Here is a 19,935-nt window from a genome sequence, read left to right as displayed (position 1 = left end):
TCTTCGCGGGTGGCAGGCCGGCACAGCCCGCGCTTCCAGCATGGCTGCTGCGCCGTGGGAGAAGCGCCGCATGGTGCACCCTCGCTGGCTCATCACACGAGCCGGTCAAGGCGCTGGCAGCTTGTCGAGATAGTGCTGCACGAGGCCGAGCGTGTAGCGGCTCGCCACCTCGGCCACGAAGCGGTTGAAGTCCACGTGCGCGTGATCGTCGGCCCGGTCCGACACGGTGCGCACCACGGCAAACGGCACGCCGAAATCGTGGCACACCTGCGCGAGCGCGGCGCCTTCCATTTCGACGGCCAGCGCGTCGGGCAGGCGCGCGCAGAGGGCGTCGTTCTCGGCGCGCTCGGAGACGAAGCGGTCGCCGCTCACGACGAGCCCGCAGTGCACGCGGGCCTGCGGCGCGCCCAGGTCGGCGAGCATCGTGCGCGAGGCCTGGGCGAGCCCGGCCGACATCGTGGCATCGGTCGCAAAGCGGGCCCGGCCATAGAGCGGCACCTCGTGGCGCGGAAAGAGCGGCGAGGCATCCATGTCGTGCTGCAGCAGCGCATCGGCCACCACCACGTCACCCACGTTCACCCCCGGTGCGAGGCCCCCGGCCGTGCCGGTGAAGACGATGCGCGACACGTCGAACTCGCTCAAGAGCAGCGCGGCCGTCGTCGCCGCCGCCACCTTGCCGATGCGCGACAGCACCACCACGACCTCTTGGCCTGCGAGGTGGCCCACCCAGAACTCGCGGCCCGCGCGCAGCACCGGCCGCTCGTCGGGCATGGCGTCGAGCAGGGCGCGCAGTTCCTCGTGCATGGCCCCCACGATGGCGATCCGTTTCATGTGCCCGATTGTCTGACACGCGTGTCGGAGATCGCCTGCGCACGAACAAGCCGTCAACCGCTTAACGCTGCCGCGACCGGCGCGGAGCATGGGTTCAACTTCAGGAGCCCCTCATGACCCATGAAAAGTCGCTCTGGATCCAGCGTTTCGCGATGCGCCTGATGGTGCTCGAGCCCACGGTTCAGACCGGGCTGTTGCCCGAGATCGCCGAGACCTTCTGGTACTACCAGCGCCACCGCGAGCCGGAAGAATGCGCCCAGGCGCGCGCCCAGGGCCGCCTGCGCATGCCCGGCCGCCGTGAAGCGTGGATCGAGGCCTGCGCCGCCGCCATCCGCGGGCTCGACCCCGAGCTCGGCGCGCAAGACACCGCGGCCCTGGCCACGAGCCTGTGGGAAGAAGACTGGGCCCGCACCGTCGACCCCTACCTCATGGCGCAAGCCTTGTGGGAGCAGGCGCTGCTGCTGGCAAGCCAGAGCGATGGCGAGTTGCCGCCGAGCCTGCACGCGGTCTTCCGCAATCCCGACCTGTGAGCGCCATGCGCACGCCGCATCGAGCGCATGACGTGCCGCCGGACCCACCGGTGGCACCCCCGCCCCCACCACCGCCTCCCTTGGTCGACCCACCGGTGGTCGACCCGCCGGTGCCCGGCCAGCAGTCGCCCGTGATCGACCCGCCGAAAACGATCCAGTGACAATGCGCCATGGCCGCACGCAGCGGCTCTGGAGTGCCCACGATGAGCATCGTCGTCTTCTGGCTCGAGCCCGGCGCGGGGCCGGCCCACCAGGAATTTGCGGCCAACGACCTGCTGGGCGCGCTCAAGTTCAGCGAAGCGCGCCGCCGTGAGGGCAAGCGCCACGTGAGCATCTCCACCGAGCTGCCCGACAGCGTGGGCCAGGGCGGCGTCAATTCGGTCGAAGGCGGCCGGCTGCCCGACGGCCATGTGTACGACTACAACAAGGCCCACCGCGGCGCTGGCCCTCAGTCGACCAAGTGAATGGTTGACGCATGCCGTGCCATGCGCCCACAATCCGCCCCGCTCCGGGGTGTGCCGGGCCGCAAGGCTCGAGGCGCTGAGATGGTGATGTCACCGAACCCGAGAACTTGATCCGGTTCATACCGGCGTAAGAAGAGCGCAACGAGCGGCCCGCGATGGGCCCGGCAGGCGAACACCAGGCCCTGCCCCCGTCGCACCCCACCGCCCGCGGACTTCTCCGGAGCAGACGACACCCCTGTTGCTGCCACTGGAGACCGCGATGACCACCCCTTCCCCCGCCGACTTTCACGAGCGCCTGGCGCTGGCCCGCGAGCCCTTCGCGTCTTCGCGCAAGGTCCACCTCGAAGGCCCGCTCACCGGCGTGCGCGTGCCCATGCGCGAGATCAGCCTCAGCAACGGCGAGCGCGTGATCGTGGACGACACCTCCGGCCCCTGCACCGACCCCACCGTCGCCTTCGACGTGAGAAAGGGGCTGCCCACGCCACGCGCCGCATGGATTGAAGCGCGCGGCGACACCGAGCCGTACCACGGCCGCACCTACTCCGCCCGCGACGACGGCCTGCGCCATGAGAGCGCCGACACACAGCTCGCCCGATTGCAGGCCGAAGCCGCTGCGTTGCAGCGCACGCCGCGCCGCGCGAAGAGCGGCGCCAACGTCACGCAGATGCACTACGCGCGCCGCGGGATCATCACGCCGGAGATGGAGTTCGTCGCCATCCGCGAGAACGACCGGCGCGAGTGGACGCGCGAGTACCTGGGCGATGCAGCGCGCGAACAGCGCCTCGCGGGCAATGCCCTCGGCACGCGCATGCCCGCCGAGATCACGCCCGAGTTCGTGCGCGACGAGGTGGCGCGCGGCCGCGCCATCATCCCCGCCAACATCAACCACCCGGAGCTCGAGCCGACCATCCTCGGCCGACATTTCAGGGTCAAGGTCAACGCCAACATCGGCAACTCGGCCGTCACCTCGAGCATCGAAGAGGAAGTGGAAAAACTCGTGTGGTCGACCCGCTGGGGCGCCGACACGGTGATGGACCTCTCCACCGGCCGCCACATCCACACCACGCGCGACTGGATCCTGCGCAACTCGCCGGTGCCCATCGGCACCGTGCCGCTGTACCAGGCACTCGAGAAGGTGGGCGGCGTGGCCGAGGAGCTCTCGTGGGCCATCTTCCGCGACACGCTGATCGAGCAGGCCGAGCAGGGCGTCGACTACTTCACCATCCACGCCGGCCTGCGCCTGCCCTTCATCCACCTCACGACGAAGCGCCGCACCGGCATCGTCTCGCGCGGCGGCTCCATCCTCGCCAAGTGGTGCATCACGCATCACCAGGAGAACTTCCTCTACACGCACTTCGAGGAAATCTGCGAGATCATGAAGGCCTACGACGTGAGCTTCTCGCTCGGCGACGGCCTGCGCCCCGGCAGTGGCGCCGATGCGAACGACGAGGCCCAGTTCGCCGAGCTGCGCACCCTCGGCGAGCTGACGCAGATCGCGTGGCAGCACGACGTGCAGACCATGATCGAAGGCCCGGGCCACGTGCCGATGCACCTGATCCAGGCCAACATGGACGAGCAGCTCAAGCACTGCCACGAGGCGCCCTTCTACACGCTGGGCCCGCTCACCATCGACATCGCGCCCGGCTACGACCACATCGCGAGTGCCATCGGCGCCGCGATGATCGGCTGGATGGGCACCTCGATGCTCTGCTACGTGACGCCGAAGGAACACCTGGGCCTGCCCGACCGCGACGACGTGAAGCAGGGTCTGATGGCCTACAAGATCGCCGCGCACGCGGCCGATGTAGCCAAGGGCCACCCGGGGGCGCGTGCGCGCGACGACGCGATGAGCAAGGCCCGCTTCGAGTTCCGCTGGAACGACCAGTTCGCCCTCGGCCTCGACCCGGACACGGCGCGCGAGTACCACGACGAGACGCTGCCGAAGGACTCGTCGAAGCACGCGCACTTCTGCTCGATGTGCGGGCCGAAGTTCTGCTCGATGAAGATCACTCAGGACGTGCGCGACTACGCCGCCGCGCGGGGCCTCGATGAAGGTGCCGCGCTCACGCAGGGCCTCGCCGAGAAGTCGGCCGAGTTCAAGGCCCGGGGCGGCGAGATCTACATCCCGGTGCACCCGGTATGAGCTCCATGCGCATCGCCATCGCCGGCGCGGGCGTGCTCGGCCGCCTGCTCGCCTGGAAGCTCTCTCGCCAGGGCCACGCGGTGCAGGTTGTCGACCCCGCTCCCGGCCCGGATGCGCCCCCTTTGGGCGCGACGCTCCCGCAAGCGGTGGCTGCCGGCTACACCGCCGCCGGGCTGCTGAGCCCGCTGGCCGAGCTCGACCATGCCGAACCCGAGTTGGCCGCGCTCGGCTGGCGCTCCATCGTGCTGTGGCGCGACGTGGCCTCGGCCCTCGCGCCGGACGCCCCGCAGACCCTGCTGCGCGTGCAGGGCAGCCTGCTCGTCGCGCACAACGCCGACATGGGCTCGGCGCTGCGCGTCATGGTCAAGCTGCGCAGCGCGTGCGAAGCCGATCCCGGCGCCTGGCCCGCGCCCGAGATCGTGCCGGCGAGCGAGCTGCGCGTGATGGAGCCCGAGCTGCTGCCCGGCCTGAGCGCGTGGTGGCTGCCCGGTGAAGGCCAGCTCGAACCGCGCCTGTTGCTGGAAGCCCTGGCCGCACACGCGACCGGCGTGCAATGGCACTGGGGCCAGCGCGTCACGCATGTGCAGCCCGGTTGCCTGCAACTCGAAGAAGGCCAGCGCATCGCCTGCGACCTGGCGATCGACGCGCGCGGGCTCGGTGCCCGCGACGACGTGCCCGGTCTGCGCGGCGTGCGTGGCGAGCTCGTGTGGCTGCACGCGCCGGGCGTGCACCTGCGCCACCCGGTGCGGCTGCTGCACCCGCGCCACCGCGTCTACATCGTGCCGCGTGCCGGCCAGCACATCGTGGTGGGCGCGAGCGAGATCGAGAGCGAAGACCGCTCACCCGTGAGCCTGCGCAGCGCCGTCGAGCTGATGGCCGCGGCGCACAGTGTGCTGCCCGGCCTGGCCGAAGCGCGCATCGTGCACCTCGACACCAACCTGCGCCCCGCCTGGCCCGACCATCAGCCGCGCATCGAGACCTCGCCCGGCCTGCTGCGCATCACCGGCCTCTACCGCCACGGCTGGCTGCTCGCGCCGGCGCTGGTCGACGATGCCTTGAAGCAGGTGCTGCCGGAGCCCGCCCATGCCTGATCTGGTGTACCTCAACGGCGATGCCAGGCCGTGGCGACCCGGCTTGAACCTGCTCGCGCTGTTGAAGGGCGAACCGCCGGCCGCGGAGACCGGCAAGGTGGCCACCGCGCTCAACGGCGAGTTCGTGCCCGAGGCGTTGCGCGCACACACGCTGCTGCAACCGGGCGACCAGGTGACTGTCTTCACTGCCATCGTCGGAGGCTGATGCGATGAACCCCACACCCTGGTCGGTCTACGACACCCCGCTCACCAGCCGCTTCTTCCTCGGCTCCTCCGGCTATCCCTCGCCTGCGGTGCTGCGCCAGTGCATCGAGGCCTCGGGCACGCAGGTGGTGACCGTCGGCCTGAGGCGCACGCTCGCCGGGGGTGGCGACAACGGCTTCGTGGCCGAGATCGTCTCCGCCCTGCGCGAGCGCGGTGGGCATCTGCTGCCCAACACCGCCGGCTGCCGCACCGCACGTGAAGCGATCAACCTCGCGCGCATGGCCCGCGAGCTCTACGACACGCCGTGGATCAAGCTCGAAGTGGTGGGCGACGAGCACACGCTGCAGCCCGACCCGTGGGAGCTGCTGCTCGCCGCCGAGGCGTTGTCGAAGGAAGGCTTCTGCGTCTTCCCCTACTGCACCGACGATCTCGTGACCTGCCGCCGACTGCTCGACGCTGGTTGCACGGTGCTGATGCCCTGGGGCGCGCCCATCGGCTCGGGCCAGGGCCTGCTCAACCCGCAAGCGCTGCGCACGCTGCGCGAGCGGCTGCCAGACGTGCCCTTGATCGTCGACGCCGGCCTCGGCACGCCGTCGCACGCGGTGCTCGCGCTGGAGCTCGGCCTCGATGGCGTGCTGCTCAACTCGGCCGTCTCCCAATCGGGCGACCCGGTGCGCATGGCCACGGCCTTCGCGCATGCGGTGCAGGCCGGGCGCCTGGCACGCGAGGCCGGCGCGATGGCCGCGCAGACGATGGCGGTGCCCACCACGCCGGTCACCGGCCGTCCCTTCCTGATCGACTGAGCGCCGCATGAAGACCCCCATCGTCTGGAGCATTTCCGGCCAGGACAGCGGCGGCGGTGCGGGCCTCAGCGCCGACCAGCGCGCCGCCGATGCCGCCGAGGTGCACCTGTGCCCCATCGTCGCCGCGCTCACCGCGCAGAGCAGCGTGGCCGTCGAGAGCGTGCACCCGGTGCCGCCCGAACAGCTGCACGCCCAGCTCGAAGCGTTGGCCGACGACCTCGCGCCGCGCGCCCTCAAGACCGGGCTGCTCGGCAGCGTGGCCAACGTGCGCGTGGTCGCGCAATGGGTGGACCGGCTGCGCCAGCGTGGGCCGCTCGCGCTCGTCGTCGACCCGGTGCTGCGCGCGAGCACGGGCGAGAGCTTTGCGAACGTCGCACTCGTCGAGGCCTACCGGCGCGAGTTGCTGCCTCGCGCGACCTTCGTCACGCCGAACCGGCGCGAAGCGGCGAGGCTGCTGCTGCGCCACGACCATGACGTGCCCGACCAGGCGCGCGACCTGCGCGCCCTCGGCACCGAGGCCGTGTGCATCACCGGCGGCGATGCCGAGGAACCTGCCGCGCGCGACCACTGGCACAGCGCGCACGCCACCGGCTGGCTCACCCTGCCGCGACGCACGGCATCCAACACGCACGGCACCGGCTGCACCTTCGCCACCGCGCTCGCCGCCGCCATCGCGCGCGGCTTCGTGCCGGCCGATGCCGCGGTGATCGCGAAGATGCTCACCACCTCGGGCCTGCACCCCGATGCGCTGAACCCGGGTCGTGGCGCCGGCCCGGTGCGCCCGCACCACGGCTTCATCACCGACCGCAGCCTGCTGCCCACCTTGAGCGACGACGAGCCGCTCGCGCCGCCGCCCGGCACGGCCGCACCGGTGCAGGGCCTCTACGCCATCACCGACCACGCAGCCCACGTGGAGACGCTGGTGGAGCACGGCGTGCGCACGGTGCAGTTGCGCCTCAAGCGCACCGAAGGAGAGCCCGATGCGGCCTGGCAGGCCCGCCTGCTCGGGCAGATCAGCCACGCGCGCGCCGCTGCCTTGGCCCACGGCGCCACGCTGATCGTCAACGACCACTGGCAACAGGCGGCCGCGCTCGGCGTCGACTTCGTGCACCTCGGCCAGGAAGACCTGCTCGCCCTCGGCCACGAAGAGCGTGACCAGCTCGCACGCGCGCGTGCCGCCGGCCTGCGCCTCGGCCTGAGCTCGCACAGCCTGTGGGAGCTGGCGCGCGCGGCCGCCTGGCAGCCCGACTACATCGCCTGCGGCCCGGTGTGGCCCACGCTCACGAAAGCCATGCCGTGGCGGCCGCAGGGCCTGCACAACCTCGCGTGGTGGGCCGCGATGTCACCGGCACCGGTGGTGGCGATCGGCGGCATCCTCGCGCCGGAGCAGCTCACGGCGGTGGCCAGGGCCGGCGCGAGCGCAGGCTGCGTGGTGCGGGGCCTGCAGGCGGACTCGCCGTACACGGCAAGCACCTGGCTCGAAGCGTGGCAGCACGGCGCAGGAACACGCCCTGGTGCGATTGGCTGGCCGCAGCCGTCGCTGGACGCCGCTTAAGCCGCCATCCGCACCGGGATGCGCCGGCGGCCGAAGCCGCGCTCGAAGGCCGTGGCGAAGCGCCCCGCGATGGGCGTGCCGCAATGGGGGCACGCGCCCTTCGCATCAAGCTCGTAGCGCAGCACCGCATGCCAGTCGCGCTCGATCAGTGCGGCCCGGCAACCCGGGCAATGCGTGGTGCCGCCTTCGGCGTCGTGCACGTTGCCGGTGTAGACGTTGTGCAGCCCGTTGGCCAGCGCGATCTCGCGCGAACGCGTCAGCGTCTCCATCGGGGTGCGCGGCCGGTCGCTCATCTTGTAGTCGGGGTGGAAGGCGGTGAAGTGCAGCGGCACGTCGGGGCCGAGGTGGTCGGCGAGCCAGCGCGTCATCTGCTCGATCTCGTCGGCGCTGTCGTTGAGGCCGGGGATCAGCAGCGTGGTGATCTCCAGCCAGCAAGCGGTCTCGTGGTGGAGGTACTGCAGCGTGTCGAGCACCGGCGCGAGGTGCGAGCCGGTCTGCTGCTGGTAGAAGCTTTCGGTGAAGGCCTTCAGGTCGACGTTGGCCGCGTCCATCTTGGCGTAGAACTCGCGGCGTGGTTCGGCGTGGATGTAGCCGGCGGTCACCGCGACCGTCTTCACGCCTTGCGCATGGCAGGCATCGGCCGTGTCCATCGCGTACTCGGCAAAGATCACCGGGTCGTTGTAGGTGAAGGCCACGCTCAGCGCGCCGCTGTCTTTCGCGGCGGCCGCGATGCGCTCGGGCGAGGCCTCGTCCATCAGGCGGTCCATCTCGCGGCTCTTGGAGATGTCCCAGTTCTGGCAGAACTTGCAGGCGAGGTTGCAGCCCGCGGTGCCGAACGAGAGCACGCCCGAGCCGGGGTAGAAGTGGTTGAGCGGCTTCTTCTCGATGGGGTCGATGCAGAAGCCGGAGCTGCGGCCGTAGGTGGTGAGCTGCATCTCGTCGCCCACCCGCTGGCGCACGAAGCACAGGCCGCGCTGGCCCTCGTGCAGCTTGCAGTCGCGCGGGCAGAGATCGCACTGGATGCGGCCATCGGGCAGGGCATGCCACCACCGCGCGTTCATGACAGCCCCTCGCCCGATGAGTACATCGGCCGATCGCCCGGGGGGATGGCGGGCCGGGTGGGGCGCGGCCCGGCGCTCGTGCCGCCGGTCATCTCACGTCCTCGAACTTGCGCACGCGGTAGCGCGACAGCGTCACGTCGTCAGACCAGAAGTCGGCCGCCAACCCGGCCTTGCGCTTGAGCGACGAGAGGAAGCTGCGCGCATCGGGCAGCTGCTCCCACACCTGCGGCAGGAAGGTCGCACGCCGGCCTTGCCATTCGAGGATCACGCCGTCTTCGCCGGGGCGCAGCGCGGCCAGGGCCTCGGCTTCGCCGTGCACTGGCATCGGCTGCGGCGCATCGAGCAGCGAGACCTCCACCCGCAGGCCCGGCCACTCGCTCGCCAGCAACGGCGGAAAGCGGTGGTCGTGGAAGGCGGCCGCGACCGCGTTGGCGCGCACATCGTCGAGCAGTGGGCGCGCCGCTTCCAGGCGGCCGACACAGCCGCGCAGCTCGCCCTCGCGGTCGTGCAGCGTCACGAAGGTCGCGCCGGGTTGGGCGAGCGCCGGGAGATCGGGCAGTGGCGAAGCAGGCGCCTCCAGGCCCAGCGCTTCGGCAATCGCCCGCCGCGCGATCGTGACCAGGGCCGGGCCCAGCGGGTCGGCCTGCGGCTGCGCCACCGGCAGGTCGAACGCCAGCGCGCCATAGCCGACCACCCGGTCCCGCCCTGCCCCCCCTGCCTTGGCATCGCCCGAGTTGCGCACGCCCAGCAGGCGCGGCACGAGCCCCTTCTCGCGGGCCAGTTTCAGCGCCCCGTTGAGCGGCGCGGCACCGCAGGCTTCGTCACCTTCGAGGTCGGTGGCGAAGTGCAGGATGCGGTCGACCGTCGCGCCATCGCGCGCCTGGGCGTGCGCATACGGCAGGTAGTGCGACAGGTCGGAGCTGATGACGATCAGCGTCTCGTCGCCCCCCCACAGCCGGGCCAGCACCTGCGCCACCTGGGCCGGGCTGGCATCGCCCACCGCCAGCGGCACAAGCTGGAAGCCATCGCCCAGCACCTGCTGCAGGAAGGGCAGCTGCACCTCGAGCGCATGCTCCATCGCATGGGGACGGTCGGCCTGAACCACCTGTGGCAGGTCGCGCAGCGCGTCCAGGGCCGAGCGGTCGACGGGCACCTCGCCCAGCGGCGTCTCGAACGCGTCGACGCTGGGCACGGCAAGGCCGCGCACGGGCACCCGGTGCACCGGCCCGAGCAGCACCACCCGCTCGATCTGCCCGCGCCACGGGGCGAGCTCGGCATAACCCAGCGCTGCCACGTCCCCCGAATAGACATAGCCCGCGTGCGGCACCACCAGCAGCTTGGGCGCCCGCGCGGAAGCGGCGGGTTCGCCCGCCTGGCGCAGGTGCGCCGCGAGCGCCGCGCGCAGGGCCGCGGGGTCGCCGGGATAGAAGCTGCCGGAGACGGCAGCCGGTCGTGTGGTGCTGGTGGGCATGGCGGGAGTCTCCAAACGGTGAAACCGAGGGCGTTGCCACTCACCTTCAACCCATCCGGCCCCATTCGCAAACGGTAACCCTTGCCTCGACGCGGGCAGGGTTGAAATGGGTAAAGTCACATGAAATGTGCAGAATGCACATTTACAAGACAGACAGCCAGGAGCAGCACCATGAAGCTTTGGACCCGACATTTCCGCATCGCCGCCGTGGCGGTGGCGGCCACCATCATTGGCGCCTGCGGCGGAGGCAGCGACAGCGGCGGCACCGGGGCCGGCAGCGGCACCTTGCGCGTCGCGCTGACCGATGCGCCTGCCTGCGGCTACGACCACGTGTACGTGACCGTCGACCGCGTGCGGGTGCACCAGAGCAGCACCGCCACCGACGCCGACGCCGGCTGGGCCGAGGTGGTGCTGCCCACGCCGCGCCGGATCGACCTGCTCTCGCTCACCAACGGCGTGCTCGACGAACTGGGCCAGACGCCCCTGCCCGCCGGCCGCTACACCCAGCTGCGCCTGGTGCTGGCGCCCAACGGCAATGGCAACGCCACGCCGATCGCCAACGCCATCCGCCTCACCGGCGACACGCAGGACACCCCGCTCGTCACCCCCAGCGGCCAGCAGAGCGGCCTGAAGATGAACGTCAACATCGACGTCGCCGCCAACCAGATGGTCGACGCGGTGCTCGACTTCGACGCCTGCAAGTCCATCGTGCGCGCCGGCAACTCGGGCCGCTGGCTGCTGAAGCCGGTGATCCGCGTGATCCCGCGCTACATCTCCGGCGTGCTGGGCCATGTGGACCTGTCGCTCGTCGGCCCGGGCACCACCGTCTCGCTGCAACAGGCGGGCGTGGTGGTCCGCTCGACCGTGCCCGATGCGACCGGCCGCTTCCTGCTGCAACCGGTGGCCCCCGGCACCTACGACCTGGTGTTGAGCGCGCCTGGCCGCACCACCACCGTGATCACCGGCGTGCCCGTCACCGCCGACACGGTGCTGAGCCTCAACACCGCCGCCGCCGCGCTGGTGTCGGCCCCTTCGCCCAACGGCGTGGCGAGCGGCTCCATCACCGTCACGCCCGCCGGCCCGCTGGATGCGAACGTGCGCGCCCTGCAGGCCGTGGGCGCCGCCACGGTCGAAGTCGCCAGCACGCTGGCCGACGAGGGCACCGGCCTCTACAGCCTGACGCTGCCAACCGCCGCCCCGCTGATGACGAGCTACGCCGTGCCGCTGCCGCCGGCCACGCCGGCCAGCGCCTCGGCCGGCCGCTACACGCTGCAGGCCACGCTCGGTGGCGTGACCAAGGCGACGGCCGCGCCCGTCGCGGTGTCGGCCAGCGCGCCGGTGGTGACCGGCTTCTCGTTCCCGTAAGCCTGACCGGCGTCGTCAGCCGGCGGGGTGGCCCCGGATCGGCAGCGTCGAAGATTTTTCGGCAGCATGTCGGTCCGCGGCCGGCCCGTTCGCCATGCAAGGGTCTGCCATCCTCTTGTTCATGGAGACCCGCATGTCCGACGCGAGTGGGATCCGCTTCGTCCCGTTGCACGCCGAGCACCTGCCGCTGCTGCACACCTGGCTCACCCGGCCGCACGCGGCGCAATGGTGGCAGCCCACGCCCAGCATCGAGGAGCTGCATGCCGACTACATCGCCGTGGGGGGCGAGCCGAATGCGACCCGCGCCTACCTGGCCTTCGAGCACGACACGCCCATCGGCTTCATCCAGTGCTACGTGGTCATGGGCTCGGGCGGCGGCTGGTGGGAAGAGGAGACCGACCCCGGGGCGCGCGGCATCGACCAGTTCCTCGCCGACGAAACGCGCCTGAGCCAGGGACTCGGGCGCCGCATGATCCGCGCCTTCGTCGAGCGCCTGTTCCAAGACCCGGCGGTGACCGTGGTACAGACCGACCCGTCCCCGCACAACCTCCGTGCCATCCGCTGCTACCGCGCAGCCGGTTTCCAGGACGTGGGCGAGGTGATGACGCCCGACGGCCCGGCGCTCCTCATGCGCTGCCACCGATCCTAGGGACGCCCAGCGGACGCACGCCCTGCACAATCGGCGCATGGCCCTCAAGCAGGAAGTCCGCTTCTGCACCGCGCCCGATGGCACGCGCATCGCGGTGGCCTCCGTCGGCTCGGGGCCGCCGCTGGTGCGCGCCTCGCACTGGCTCAGCCATGTGGAGCACGACCTCGCGAGCCCCGTGTGGCGGCCCTGGCTCGAAGCGCTGTCATGCCACCACACCTACCACCGCTACGACCAGCGTGGCTGCGGCCTGTCCGACCGCTCCTTCGCCGGGCTCTCGCTCGACGTCTGGGTGCGCGACCTGGAAGCCGTGGTCGACTACCTCGGGCTGGAGCGCTTCCCGCTGATCGGCATGTCGCAAGGCGGGGCGATCGCGATCAGCTATGCGCAACGCCACCCCGAGCGGGTGTCGCGCCTCGTGCTGGTGGGCGCCTATGCGCAAGGGGTGCTCGAGCGTGAAGGTGCCGAGAAGGCCCGTCTCGAAGCCGAGACCATGGTCAACATGATGCGGGTCGGCTGGGGCAGCGACAACGATGCCTTCCGCCAGGTCTTCACCAACCAGTTCATCCCCGGCGGCACACCGGAGCAGCTGCGCTGGTGGACCGACCTGCAGCGCCGCACCGCCAGCGCCGAAGGGGCGGCCCGCACGCTGGAAGTCTTCCACCACGTCGACGTGGTGAAGCTCGCCGCCTCGCTCGACGTCCCCACGCTCGTGATGCACTCGCGAGGCGACGCGCGTGTGCCCTTCGACGAAGGCCGCCGACTGGCTGCGCTGATCCCCGGGGCACGCTTCGTCGCGCTCGACTCCGACAACCACGTGCTGCTCGAAGGCGAGCCCGCGTGGCCGCGGTTCCTCGACGAACTGCGCGGCTTCCTGGCCCCAGACTCCGAGGCCGCGCCCGCGGGCACGGCCAGCCTCACCGCCGCCGAAGCCGCGGTGCTGGAGCTGCTGGCGCGCGGCCTCTCCAACCAGGCCATCGCGACCCAGCTCGGCAAGACCGAGAAGACGGTGCGCAACCAGCTCTCGGTGATCTTCGACAAGCTCGGCGTCAAGAGCCGGGCCGAAGCCATCGTGCACGCGCTGCGGCACCCCTAGCCTTTGGGGGGCGTGGGACAGATGCCCCACGCCTTGCCGCCGTCGGCGCATCACCAGGCCCCGGAACGGGACGATCGCCTCATGCCCATCGCGGCGCCTCCGCGAATCATCGTCGCCACGTCATGTGACGCAACTACCGATTCAAGGAGGCGCTATGCAAGCCCACATTTCCCACACCACCGACCCGCGCTACGCCAAGACCATCGAAGCCTCGAAGAAAGTCCGCTGGGACATCGAGCGCGACATCATCCGCGGCAGGCGTTTCGACCTCTCGCAGAAGTTCCTGCCCGACGGCCTGTCGATGGCGAGCGAGCTGGCCGACGTGCTCGACGCCAGGCAGCTGCGCTTCTTCGGCCAGGTGCAGGGCCGCACCTACGCCAACATGTTCGGACTGGTCGAGCGCTTCATCTGCGCCAAGATCCTCGAGCTGAGCCGCGAGCACTGGCTGGGCGACCAGACGGCACTGGAAGCGCTGGTGCGCTTCAGCGACGAGGAGCTCAAGCACCAGGCGCTCTTCCGCCGGGTCGAGGGCCTGGTGGCCGAGGGCATGCCCGCGGGCTACGAGTTCGCCGTGTCGCCCAACGACGTGGCGAGCTTCGTGCTCGGCAAGGGCACCTGGGCCGTGCTCGCCCTCACCTGCCACATCGAGCTCTTCTCGCAAGCCCACTACCGCCAGAGCATCGACCCGGCCGAAGGCCTGTCGGAGCTCTTCAAGGACATCTTCCTCTTCCACTGGAAAGAGGAATCGCAGCACGCCATCCTCGACGAGCTGGAGTGGCTGCGCGAAGACGCGAAGCTCCCGTCCGACACGGCGCGTGACACCGCGGTGGGCGAGCTGATCGAACTGGTCGGCGGCGTCGATGGCATCCTGCAGGCGCAGGCCAAGGCGGACACGCGCTACTTCCTGCGCACGATGACGCTGGCAGAGACCGGCCCGATCGCCGAGCGGGTGGGGGCGACCGTCCTCAAGGCCTACCGCTGGCAGTACATCGTCTCGGGCGCGCTGCACCCGCACTTCCAGAAGGTGCTGGGCTCGCTGGTCAACGAGGTGCAGATGGGGCGCATCCAGGCCGCGCTCGCGCCGCTGACCTACGCAGTGCCGGCCGACAGGATGGCGAAGGCGGCCTAAGCCTTGTCGGGCAGCGACGGCAACGCGCGCACCACATCGCCCACGCGAATCGCCCCGCTGGTGAGAACGCGCGCCGTCATGCCGCCATGGCCGCGCATCGCGGCGTAGGCGCCGGGGCCGACTTCCTCTTCCATGCGCGAGCACGGCGCACACGGGCCGACGATCTGCAGCACCGCGTCGCCCACCTGCAGCTTCGCGTTCTTGAGCGCAAGCAGGTTGATGCCCGAGACCACGAGGTTGCGGCGCAGCTTCACCGGGTCGACCTCGGCCACGCGCGCGAGCTGTGCGATCACCGGCAGGTGCTCCAGCTGGACCAGCGTGACCTGGCGCGTGGAAAGCTCGGCCTCGCCACGCTGGCCGAGGCGGTCGTCGGCGAGGCCGATGCCGGCCAGCGCCACCGTCGCCTCGATGCGGCGCGCCGGGGCCCGCGGATAGCCGCGCACGATGATGGCCTCGATGCGGCCTACGACATGCGGCGGGGCGTTCAGGTCACGGATGGTCTTCATGGCCCGGCCATTGTCATGGCCTTGCCGGAACCTCACGCCCGCGAGGACACTCCGAAGCACATGCACACGCCCGACAACGCCACCCGACGCCGCCTGCTCCAGTTCACCGGCGCGGCCAGCATGCTGGCCCTGCCCTCGCTTGCGCGCGCAGCCCTGCCGGCCATGACCGAAGGGCCGTTCTACCCGTCGATCGAGTGGCGCGCACGCCAGCTCGACTGGGACGCCGACCTCACCCGCGTCACCCGCTCGGCCGGCGCCGAGGCACCGCGTGCCAGCGGCGAGTGGCTCGACTTCGGTGGCGCGGTGGTCGACGTCAAGGGCCGCCCGATCGACGGCGCCGACGTCGAGGTCTGGCAGTGCGACGTGCACGGCAGCTACCGCCACCCCAACGGCGCCGGCGAGAAGGTCGACGAGGGCTTCCAGGGCTTCGGCAGCACCCGCAGCGACGCACGCGGGCTCTATCGCTTCCGCACCATCCGGCCAGTGCCCTACCCCGGCCGCACGCCGCACATCCACGTGCGGGTGCGCCACCGCAGCTTCGGCGAGCTGACCTCGCAACTCTTCGTCGCCGGTGATGCGGGCAATGCGCGCGACTTCATCTACCGCAGCCTGTCGGATGCCGAACGCGCGCAGGTCGACATGCGCCTGGAGCGGGCCGCCGCCGGTGCACCGACGCGCTGGGTGGCCCAGCGCTCGCTCGTCGTCGGCGTGTAGCGCCTCGGCTCAAGCCTGCACGAGGTGGGCATCGATGCCGCGGCGCGGCGCGGGCTCGATGGCGGTGGCGTGGCCGAGGCGTGTCCACATCTGCACCGTGGCACCACCCGTCGCACCGAGGAGCGAGTGGATCTCGCGGTAGGGCTCGGCCATTTCCGGGTACTCCTGCAGCGCCTGCGACAGCGGGTGCATCGACAGCCCCTGCGCCGTGGCCGCGAGCTGCGCGCGCACATAGGCGCGCCCGGCATTGACCTGCGTGATGCGATCGTTGCCCGGCGTCACCAGCCAGAAGAACGCCGGCGTGGCGGCCATCAGCGTGTCGAAGCCCTCGATCTGCCGCTCCACGTTCGCATCGCCTGGCGGCGGTGCGGTCTTGCGATCGAAGAGGCCGACCGCATCGGCGAAGCGCACCATCGGCTGGTTGAGCGAGATGCCGTCACGGTGGGCTGCGATCTCGCGCGGCCCGATGCGCAGCCAGCCATAGGACTCCATCAGCGTGCGCGGCGTGCGCAGCTCGATGCGCCAGGCGCGGCGCGCGATCTCGCGCTGCTGCGCAAGCTGCGTTGCATCGCTCCCGCCGGCAAAGCCCACCCGCACCGGAAACGCCTGCGCCGCCTGCTCGATCGCGCGCAGGGCCTCGGCCTGCGGCGCCCGCATCTCGTACGCGCCGCGGTGCGTGCGCCGCGTCAGCACCTGCGCGAACAGCCGGTCGCGCGGCACGGCGGCATCGGCCGTGAGGCGCACGCGTGCCACCGGACGTGCATCGGGCTTGCCGGGGCCAAACACGCCCTGCGGGAAGAGCGTGGTCTGTGGCCGCAGGCCACGCTCGCGCAACGCCATCTCCAGCACTTCGAGAAAGGTGCCCTGGCTCATCAGGATCTGGCGCGACAGCGGGTCGGTCTCGGGCAGCAGGCGGCTGAGGTCGCAGTAGAGCGTGATCTCGTCCGGCTGCCGCAGGTCCACCCGCCACGACTGCAGGTTGTGCGAGTGCGGCGCAAGCAGCGCATGGGCCACGGCCCAGCGCCGCGCGTCGGTCTCGCGGGCGGCGTCGCGCCAGGCGGCGGTGGCGGTGTCGGGCAGGGCCGAGCTGCAGCCGCTTGCGGCGAGGATGGCGCCGCCGCCGGCGAGTGCGATGAAGGCTCTTCGTTGCATGGCAGTCACTCCGTGAGGGGTCGATGCGCCATTGTGGAAACGCGCACCCCGCAACACAATTGCATGCACCGACATAGCAGCCATGCACTGATGAATAGCAACTTCGACTGGAGCCTGGTGCGCTCGTTCATCGCCGCACTCGAGCACGGCAGCCTGATGGGTGCCGCGCGTGCGATCGGCGCCAGCCAGCCCACGCTCAGCCGCCACATCGCCGAGCTCGAATCGCAGCTCGGGGCCGTGCTCTTCGAGCGCACCGGGCGCGGCCTGCAGCCCACGAGCGCCGCGCTGCGCCTGGCCGATGCCGCACGCGTGATGCAGGGCGGCGCCGACCAGCTGAGCCGCGCGCTCGCCGCCGACGAGGCCGACGAGCGGGGCACGGTGCGCCTGAGCGCGAGCCAGCCGGTCGCCTGCTTCCTGCTGCCGCCGCTGCTCGCACAGATGCGGCTGGCCCTGCCGCAGGTGCAGGTGGCGCTCGTGTCGAGCAACTCGGTGAGCAACCTGCTGCGCCGCGAGGCCGACATCGCGCTGCGCATGGTGCAGCCGGAACAGGCCTCGCTCATCGCCAAGCGCGTGGGCCGCGTGACGCTCGGCGCCTATGCACACCGCGACTACCTGGCACGGCGCGGCACGCCCCGGCAGCCGGGCGACCTGCAGCACCACGACCTGATCGCCGGCGACCAGGACGAGCAGGTCCTGCAGGGCCTGCGCGGCGCCGGGCTCGACGTCGACAAGGTGGTCTTCGCGCTGCGCAGCGACGACCTGGTGGTGCACTGGCAGGCCGTGCGCGCCGGGCTCGGCGTGGGCTTCGTGGCCGACTACGTGGCCGCGACCGACGCGGCCGTGACGCCACTGCTGCCCATGCTGCGTGTGCCGCCGCTGCCGCTGTGGCTGGTGGTGCACCGCGAGATCCGCAGCAACCGGCGCATCCGCGCCGTCTACGACTTCCTGGCTCAGGCGCTCGCGCGGGCGCTCTGACGGGGGTCAGGGCGTCGGCGCGATGAGCGTCGGCGCCAGCTCCGACACCAGGCGCGCGGTGAAGTCGGCGGCCGGCATCGGGCGGCCGAAGTGGAAGCCCTGCGCCATGTCGCACGACAGCGCCTGCAGGAAGCCCTGCTGCTGCTCGGTCTCCACGCCTTCGGCGACCACGCGCAGCTCGAGGCCGCGGGCCATCGCGACGATGGCCGTGACGATCGCCGCATCGTCCTTGTCGGCGTGCAGGTCCTTGATGAAGGAGCGGTCGATCTTCAGCGAATGGATCGGGAAGCGCTTCAGGTAGGCGAGGCTCGAGTAGCCGGTGCCGAAGTCGTCGATCGCGAGGTGCACGCCCATGGCACCGAGCTGGGTGAGCGTCTGCACCGTGTCGTCGGCGTGGTGCAGCAGCATGCCCTCGGTGAGCTCGAGCTCGAGCAGGTGCGGCGCGAGGCCCGAGTCACGCAGCGCCTGCGCGACCGTGCTCACCAGGTGCTTCTGGCGGAACTGGCGCGGCGACAGGTTCACCGCGATGCGCAGCCCCGGTAACTGAGCCTGCCACGCCTTCGCCTGCACGCAGGCCTGGCGCAACACCCATTCACCGAGCGGCACGATGAGGCCGGTGTCTTCGGCCACCGGGATGAAATCGGCCGGCGACACCAGGCGCTGGTCGGGCTGCGGCCAGCGCAACAGGGCCTCGGCGCCGACCACGCGGCCGCTGGCCAGGTCGATCAGCGGCTGGTAGTGCAGCACGAACTCGTCCTGCTCCAGGGCGCGGCGCATCGCCGTCTCGGTGGAGAGGCGGTGGCTCACCCGCTCGTTCATCTGCGGGCTGAAGAACTGGTAGTTGCCGCGGCCCGACTCCTTCGCGTGGTACATCGCGGTGTCGGCGTTGCGCAGCAGGGTCTGCGCGTTGTCGCCGTCCTCCGGGTAGAGCGAGATGCCGATGCTCGCGGCGGCGGGGAGGTGCTGGCCGGCCACTTCGAGCGGTCGCGCCAGCTCGGCGAGGATGCGCTGCGCCACGCGCGCCGGCTCGGCGCCGTCGCTCACGCCGGGCAGGCTGATGATGAACTCGTCGCCGCCCAGTCGCGCCGCGGTGTCTTCGGCACGCAGGCAGGTCTTGAGCCGCGCGGCCACCGCCTGCAGCAGCTGGTCGCCGATGCCGTGGCCCAGCGAGTCGTTGATGTTCTTGAAGCGGTCGAGGTCGAGGAAGAGCAGCGCCACCCTGTTGTGGGCACGGGCCGCGTGGGCGATGGCCTGCTCCACGCGGTCGGTCATCAGCGAACGGTTGGGCAGGCCGGTGAGCGCGTCGTGGTGCGCCATGTGCACCACGCGCTGGTCGGCCAGGCGCCGCTCCACGATCTCGGCCTCGAGCTCCTCGTTGGCGCGGCCGAGCTCCATGGTGCGCTCCGCCACGCGGCGCTCCAGCAGCTCGTTCGCCTCCTTCAGCTCGGCCTGCGCCTGCTCGCGCTCTGCGTGCTGCCGGCGGATCACGCCATCGGCATGGCGCACGATGAAGAAGAGCGCGCCATACAGCAGGAGCAGCAGCCCCACCACGCCCAGCACCACCTGCTGCTGGGTGCTGGTGATGTGCGCGAGAAAGGGCGTCACGTCGTCGTACACCTCGAACACCGCCACGATGGGCTCGCCCGGCGCTTGCCGCACCGGGATGTAGGTCGACAGCATGTCGCGGTGCTCGACCACGCCCTCGAAGGCGCTGAACTGGTTGCGGTGCGTGAGCTCGCTCAGCACCCGGCCTTCGCGCGCGCCCACGAAGCCGGCGTTGCCGCTCTTGTCCTCGCCGATCTGCTTGGCCTCCGACGAGAAGACGGTGCGGCCCTGGAGGTCGTAGACCTTCACCTTCGCGACCGAGAGGCCCTTCACGTGTTCGACGAGCGCGGCCGCGAAGCCGGCACGGTCGGGGTGCTGGCGCAGCGCCTCGGGCGTGGGCATGCGCTCGGCAGCGGCCAGGTAGGGCATGAGCCGAGGCCACATCGAGTTGGCCAGCACCGTGGTGAGGGCGCGGTTGTTCGATTCGCCCATCGCCACCAGCGAGCGCACCGCGATCTCGCGGTACAGGTAGCCGAGCGCGGCGCCGACGAGCGCGATCGACACCAGGCTCGTCAGGGAGAAATAACGCAGGAGCCTAAACACGGCACGCCACCATCTTCAGGCTGTGGAACTTGCGGGCGATCATCAGCCGAT

At 71.0% G+C, this 19,935-nt stretch carries 20 protein-coding genes and 1 riboswitch; of the genes, 14 read left to right on the top strand and 6 right to left on the bottom strand.

Features of this window, described 5'->3' with window-relative positions:
- Window positions 1-105: 105 nt before the first annotated feature.
- On the bottom strand, window positions 106-831 hold the full coding sequence (locus JI745_RS20485; RefSeq protein WP_201811259.1) for a 5'-methylthioadenosine/adenosylhomocysteine nucleosidase: 726 nt from the start codon (window positions 829-831) through the stop codon (window positions 106-108).
- A 113-nt stretch (window positions 832-944) separates the two neighbouring features.
- Here JI745_RS20485 and JI745_RS20480 point away from each other — a divergent pair, with 113 nt between their 5' ends.
- The 8 genes from JI745_RS20480 (at window position 945) to JI745_RS20445 (ending at window position 7,621) form a co-directional block, all read left to right on the top strand.
- On the top strand, window positions 945-1,361 hold the full coding sequence (locus JI745_RS20480; protein WP_201811257.1) for a hypothetical protein: 417 nt from the start codon (window positions 945-947) through the stop codon (window positions 1,359-1,361).
- Window positions 1,362-1,366: 5 nt separating this feature from the next.
- Entirely contained in the window at window positions 1,367-1,522 is a 156-nt protein-coding gene (locus JI745_RS20475) for a hypothetical protein (RefSeq protein WP_201811255.1), read from the top strand.
- A 42-nt stretch (window positions 1,523-1,564) separates the two neighbouring features.
- Window positions 1,565-1,825, top strand: coding sequence for a hypothetical protein (locus JI745_RS20470; RefSeq protein ID WP_201811252.1), 261 nt, complete (start codon window positions 1,565-1,567; stop codon window positions 1,823-1,825).
- A 35-nt stretch (window positions 1,826-1,860) separates the two neighbouring features.
- Window positions 1,861-1,976, top strand: a riboswitch (TPP riboswitch).
- A gap of 108 nt (window positions 1,977-2,084) precedes the next feature.
- Window positions 2,085-3,968: a phosphomethylpyrimidine synthase ThiC gene (thiC, locus tag JI745_RS20465; RefSeq protein ID WP_201811250.1), complete on the top strand. Its 1,884-nt coding sequence runs from the start codon at window positions 2,085-2,087 to the stop codon at window positions 3,966-3,968.
- Window positions 3,965-5,059 carry an FAD-dependent oxidoreductase gene (locus JI745_RS20460; protein WP_201811248.1) on the top strand — a complete coding sequence of 365 codons (1,095 nt, stop codon included), beginning with the start codon at window positions 3,965-3,967 and terminating at the stop codon, window positions 5,057-5,059. The genes thiC and JI745_RS20460 overlap by 4 nt, the downstream gene beginning before the upstream one ends.
- Window positions 5,052-5,264, top strand: coding sequence for a sulfur carrier protein ThiS (gene thiS / locus JI745_RS20455; RefSeq protein WP_201811246.1), 213 nt, complete (start codon window positions 5,052-5,054; stop codon window positions 5,262-5,264). The genes JI745_RS20460 and thiS overlap by 8 nt, the downstream gene beginning before the upstream one ends.
- Before the next feature lie 4 nt (window positions 5,265-5,268).
- Window positions 5,269-6,066, top strand: coding sequence for a thiazole synthase (locus tag JI745_RS20450; protein ID WP_201811244.1), 798 nt, complete (start codon window positions 5,269-5,271; stop codon window positions 6,064-6,066).
- A 7-nt stretch (window positions 6,067-6,073) separates the two neighbouring features.
- Window positions 6,074-7,621 (top strand): PfkB family carbohydrate kinase, encoded by a 1,548-nt coding sequence (locus JI745_RS20445; RefSeq protein WP_201811243.1) that lies wholly within the window; start codon window positions 6,074-6,076, stop codon window positions 7,619-7,621.
- On the opposite strand, the gene amrS is transcribed toward JI745_RS20445, so the two are convergent.
- Complete coding sequence (gene amrS / locus JI745_RS20440) at window positions 7,618-8,682, bottom strand: AmmeMemoRadiSam system radical SAM enzyme (protein WP_201811241.1); 1,065 nt, start codon at window positions 8,680-8,682, stop codon at window positions 7,618-7,620. The genes JI745_RS20445 and amrS overlap by 4 nt on opposite strands.
- An 88-nt stretch (window positions 8,683-8,770) precedes the next feature.
- Window positions 8,771-10,153, bottom strand: a complete 1,383-nt coding sequence (amrB, locus tag JI745_RS20435) for an AmmeMemoRadiSam system protein B (RefSeq protein ID WP_201811239.1) — start codon at window positions 10,151-10,153, stop codon at window positions 8,771-8,773.
- 171 nt (window positions 10,154-10,324) lie between these two features.
- Here amrB and JI745_RS20430 point away from each other — a divergent pair, with 171 nt between their 5' ends.
- From JI745_RS20430 to JI745_RS20415, 4 genes are all read left to right on the top strand, one after another.
- Window positions 10,325-11,518 carry a DUF4382 domain-containing protein gene (locus tag JI745_RS20430; RefSeq protein ID WP_201811237.1) on the top strand — a complete coding sequence of 398 codons (1,194 nt, stop codon included), beginning with the start codon at window positions 10,325-10,327 and terminating at the stop codon, window positions 11,516-11,518.
- A 133-nt stretch (window positions 11,519-11,651) separates the two neighbouring features.
- Complete coding sequence (locus JI745_RS20425; RefSeq protein WP_236675068.1) at window positions 11,652-12,167, top strand: GNAT family N-acetyltransferase; 516 nt, start codon at window positions 11,652-11,654, stop codon at window positions 12,165-12,167.
- A 37-nt stretch (window positions 12,168-12,204) separates the two neighbouring features.
- Window positions 12,205-13,260, top strand: coding sequence for an alpha/beta fold hydrolase (locus JI745_RS20420; RefSeq protein WP_201811236.1), 1,056 nt, complete (start codon window positions 12,205-12,207; stop codon window positions 13,258-13,260).
- 154 nt (window positions 13,261-13,414) lie between these two features.
- Complete coding sequence (locus tag JI745_RS20415; RefSeq protein ID WP_201811234.1) at window positions 13,415-14,389, top strand: hypothetical protein; 975 nt, start codon at window positions 13,415-13,417, stop codon at window positions 14,387-14,389.
- Here JI745_RS20415 and JI745_RS20410 read toward each other — a convergent pair.
- Window positions 14,386-14,895, bottom strand: coding sequence for an MOSC domain-containing protein (locus JI745_RS20410; protein ID WP_201811232.1), 510 nt, complete (start codon window positions 14,893-14,895; stop codon window positions 14,386-14,388). The two genes, JI745_RS20415 and JI745_RS20410, sit on opposite strands and share 4 nt — an antisense overlap.
- Before the next feature lie 60 nt (window positions 14,896-14,955).
- On the opposite strand from JI745_RS20410, the gene JI745_RS20405 reads away from it, so the two are divergent.
- Window positions 14,956-15,609: an intradiol ring-cleavage dioxygenase gene (locus JI745_RS20405; RefSeq protein ID WP_201811230.1), complete on the top strand. Its 654-nt coding sequence runs from the start codon at window positions 14,956-14,958 to the stop codon at window positions 15,607-15,609.
- A gap of 9 nt (window positions 15,610-15,618) precedes the next feature.
- Here JI745_RS20405 and JI745_RS20400 read toward each other — a convergent pair whose 3' ends face one another.
- Complete coding sequence (locus tag JI745_RS20400) at window positions 15,619-16,761, bottom strand: Acg family FMN-binding oxidoreductase (RefSeq protein ID WP_201811229.1); 1,143 nt, start codon at window positions 16,759-16,761, stop codon at window positions 15,619-15,621.
- Window positions 16,762-16,851: 90 nt separating this feature from the next.
- Here JI745_RS20400 and JI745_RS20395 point away from each other — a divergent pair, with 90 nt between their 5' ends.
- Window positions 16,852-17,736, top strand: coding sequence for a LysR family transcriptional regulator (locus tag JI745_RS20395; RefSeq protein WP_201811227.1), 885 nt, complete (start codon window positions 16,852-16,854; stop codon window positions 17,734-17,736).
- 6 nt (window positions 17,737-17,742) lie between these two features.
- Here the strand turns inward: JI745_RS20395 and JI745_RS26830 are convergent, their stop codons facing one another.
- Window positions 17,743-19,884, bottom strand: a complete 2,142-nt coding sequence (locus JI745_RS26830; RefSeq protein WP_201811225.1) for a bifunctional diguanylate cyclase/phosphodiesterase — start codon at window positions 19,882-19,884, stop codon at window positions 17,743-17,745.
- Window positions 19,885-19,935 lie beyond the last annotated feature (51 nt).

Source organism: Piscinibacter sp. HJYY11 (assembly GCF_016735515.1).
GTDB lineage: Bacteria > Pseudomonadota > Gammaproteobacteria > Burkholderiales > Burkholderiaceae_C > Rhizobacter.
This window is presented reverse-complemented; position numbering and strand designations above follow the sequence as displayed.

Bases quoted from the DNA above. Each gene is read 5' to 3' on its own strand.
- JI745_RS20485 (WP_201811259.1), bottom strand. From the start codon at position 831: ATGAAACGGATCGCCATCGTGGGGGCCATGCACGAGGAACTGCGCGCC.
- JI745_RS20480 (WP_201811257.1), top strand. From the start codon at position 945: ATGACCCATGAAAAGTCGCTCTGGATCCAGCGTTTCGCGATGCGCCTG.
- JI745_RS20475 (WP_201811255.1), top strand. From the start codon at position 1,367: ATGCGCACGCCGCATCGAGCGCATGACGTGCCGCCGGACCCACCGGTG.
- JI745_RS20470 (WP_201811252.1), top strand. From the start codon at position 1,565: ATGAGCATCGTCGTCTTCTGGCTCGAGCCCGGCGCGGGGCCGGCCCAC.
- thiC (WP_201811250.1), top strand. From the start codon at position 2,085: ATGACCACCCCTTCCCCCGCCGACTTTCACGAGCGCCTGGCGCTGGCC.
- JI745_RS20460 (WP_201811248.1), top strand. From the start codon at position 3,965: ATGAGCTCCATGCGCATCGCCATCGCCGGCGCGGGCGTGCTCGGCCGC.
- thiS (WP_201811246.1), top strand. From the start codon at position 5,052: ATGCCTGATCTGGTGTACCTCAACGGCGATGCCAGGCCGTGGCGACCC.
- JI745_RS20450 (WP_201811244.1), top strand. From the start codon at position 5,269: ATGAACCCCACACCCTGGTCGGTCTACGACACCCCGCTCACCAGCCGC.
- JI745_RS20445 (WP_201811243.1), top strand. From the start codon at position 6,074: ATGAAGACCCCCATCGTCTGGAGCATTTCCGGCCAGGACAGCGGCGGC.
- amrS (WP_201811241.1), bottom strand. From the start codon at position 8,682: ATGAACGCGCGGTGGTGGCATGCCCTGCCCGATGGCCGCATCCAGTGC.
- amrB (WP_201811239.1), bottom strand. From the start codon at position 10,153: ATGCCCACCAGCACCACACGACCGGCTGCCGTCTCCGGCAGCTTCTAT.
- JI745_RS20430 (WP_201811237.1), top strand. From the start codon at position 10,325: ATGAAGCTTTGGACCCGACATTTCCGCATCGCCGCCGTGGCGGTGGCG.
- JI745_RS20425 (WP_236675068.1), top strand. From the start codon at position 11,652: ATGTCCGACGCGAGTGGGATCCGCTTCGTCCCGTTGCACGCCGAGCAC.
- JI745_RS20420 (WP_201811236.1), top strand. From the start codon at position 12,205: ATGGCCCTCAAGCAGGAAGTCCGCTTCTGCACCGCGCCCGATGGCACG.
- JI745_RS20415 (WP_201811234.1), top strand. From the start codon at position 13,415: ATGCAAGCCCACATTTCCCACACCACCGACCCGCGCTACGCCAAGACC.
- JI745_RS20410 (WP_201811232.1), bottom strand. From the start codon at position 14,895: ATGAAGACCATCCGTGACCTGAACGCCCCGCCGCATGTCGTAGGCCGC.
- JI745_RS20405 (WP_201811230.1), top strand. From the start codon at position 14,956: ATGCACACGCCCGACAACGCCACCCGACGCCGCCTGCTCCAGTTCACC.
- JI745_RS20400 (WP_201811229.1), bottom strand. From the start codon at position 16,761: ATGCAACGAAGAGCCTTCATCGCACTCGCCGGCGGCGGCGCCATCCTC.
- JI745_RS20395 (WP_201811227.1), top strand. From the start codon at position 16,852: ATGAATAGCAACTTCGACTGGAGCCTGGTGCGCTCGTTCATCGCCGCA.